At 73.2% G+C, this 1869-nt stretch carries 1 protein-coding gene and 1 pseudogene; one reads left to right on the forward strand and one right to left on the reverse strand.

Annotated elements, in window-relative coordinates; all coding sequences use genetic code 11:
- The coding region (locus GPY60_RS26405) for a PE family protein (protein WP_156690646.1) at positions 1 to 1386 on the reverse strand (1386 nt) is incomplete at its 3' end.
- A gap of 282 nt (positions 1387 to 1668) precedes the next feature.
- Here GPY60_RS26405 and GPY60_RS27385 point away from each other — a divergent pair.
- Positions 1669 to 1869 (forward strand): annotated as a pseudogene (locus GPY60_RS27385) (aldo/keto reductase); the annotation flags it as partial.

Genomic DNA, 1869 nt, shown 5'->3' on the forward strand with positions numbered 1-1869 from the left:
GTCGACGCCGGTGACACCGTTACCGCCCGCGTGGCCGGTGACACCGGTGCCGCCGCCGCCGCCATTGCCGCCGACGCCGCCGGTGCCGTACAAGAAGCCGGCGTTCCCGCCGGCCCCGCCGGCGCCGCCGGTCGCGCCGTTGCTGCCCGCCCCGCCGTTGCCGCCGGCCCCGCCGGGCCCGAACAGCCAGCCGCCGCGACCGCCACGACCACCGGCCCCGCCGGCACCACTGTCACCGGCCGCCCCAGTGCCGCCGGACCCGCCGGCGCCCAAGAGCCCGCCGGAGCCACCGGCGCCGCCGGCGCCGCCATAGCCGTCGCTGCCCAGGCCGCCGGCCCCGCCGGCCCCGCCGGCGCTACCGGAGAGGAAGCCCGCGCCGCCGCCGCTGCCGCCGGTGCCGCCGTCGGCACCAAAGCCGCCGGCCCCGCCGGCGCCGCCGGCGCCGAACACGAGGCCACCGTGACCACCGGCGCCGCCCGTGCCGCCGACGCTGGCGAAGCTGGTTCCGCCCGCACCGCCGGCGCCGGCGTTGCCGATGAGCCAGGCACGGCCACCGGCGCCGCCGCTGCCGCCGACGGCGTCACCGCCAAGGTTTGCGCCGCCGGCTCCGCCGGTGGCCCCGTTGCCGTAGAGCAGACCACCGCTTCCGCCGGCCCCGCCGGTGCCGCCGGCGCCGCCGACGCTGGTGCCACCAGCGCCACCGACGCCACCCTGGCCGATGAGCCAGGCGTGTCCGCCGGCGCCTCCGGCCCCAGCAGCTCCGGTCCCACCGGTGGTAGCGCCACCCACACCGCCATATCCACCGTTGCCGAACAGCAGGCCGCCGTTGCCACCGGCGCCGCCCGCGCCGCCGGTGCCGCCCGCGCCACCAAATCCGCCGTTACCGATGAGCCCGGCCGAGCCACCGGCGCCGCCCGCCTGACCCGGGGCGCCGGACGCGCCGTTCCCGCCGTTGCCGATGAGGAGACCGCCGGGGCCACCGGCCTGGCCGGTGCCCGGCGTGCCGTTGGTGCCGTCACCGATCAGCGGGCGATTGAGGAGGAACTCCGTCGGGGCGTTGATCACGCCCAAAATGTCTTGTTGGAGGGTTTGCAGAGGGGCGGTACTGGCCGCCTCGGTGAGGCTGTAGGAGCTCGCGCCGGCGGTGAGGGTCTGCGCAAATTGGCTCTGGAAAGCCGCCGCTTGGTTGGTCAGCGCGTGGAACTGTTCGGCGTGAGCGCCAAACAGGGCAGCGATTGCGGTGGAGACCTCGTCCTGCGCCGCTGCCAATAGGTTGGTGGTGGACGGCGCCGCGGAGGCGGTGGCGGACTGAAGGGCGGCGCCCATCCCGGCCAGGTCCGAGGCCGCCGCAGTAAGGGCGTCCGGCGCTGCCACCAGATAAGACATGGGGTGCCCCTAGGTCTCGGTCACGAACAGGATCGTGAACATGGCCCCCGTCATGCTTGCAACGCATTGCCGGTACGACGGTAAACCAAAACGGTCATATAGATACTAAACTTCAACAAAACAGGCGATATACATACTTTTAGTCTTGAATGACGCTCGGCTTTGGCCGCGAAGCGTTACGCGCGGCGAGGCACCGAAGCCAGCCGCAAACAGGTCAGCCATTCGGCCCCGGAGCTCCGTTCTGGCCGAACAGGCCGCCATGGCCACCGGGCCCGCCGGCCCCGCCGCGGCGTCGCCACCATCGACCTGTTCCGCCTCCCCCGCATCGCCACGAAATCCCCGCTGGAAGACCAGCTCGGTGGGCTCGTCGCGCAGAAGAACGAGGGCAAGATCCGCCACATCGGCCTGTCGGAGATCGACGTCGACCAGCTGACCGAGGCCCAGCGGATCACCGAGATCGTCTCGGTGCAGAACATGTACAAC

It is taken from the genome of Mycobacterium sp. Marseille-P9652 (assembly GCF_902652685.1).
Lineage (GTDB): Bacteria > Actinomycetota > Actinomycetes > Mycobacteriales > Mycobacteriaceae > Mycobacterium.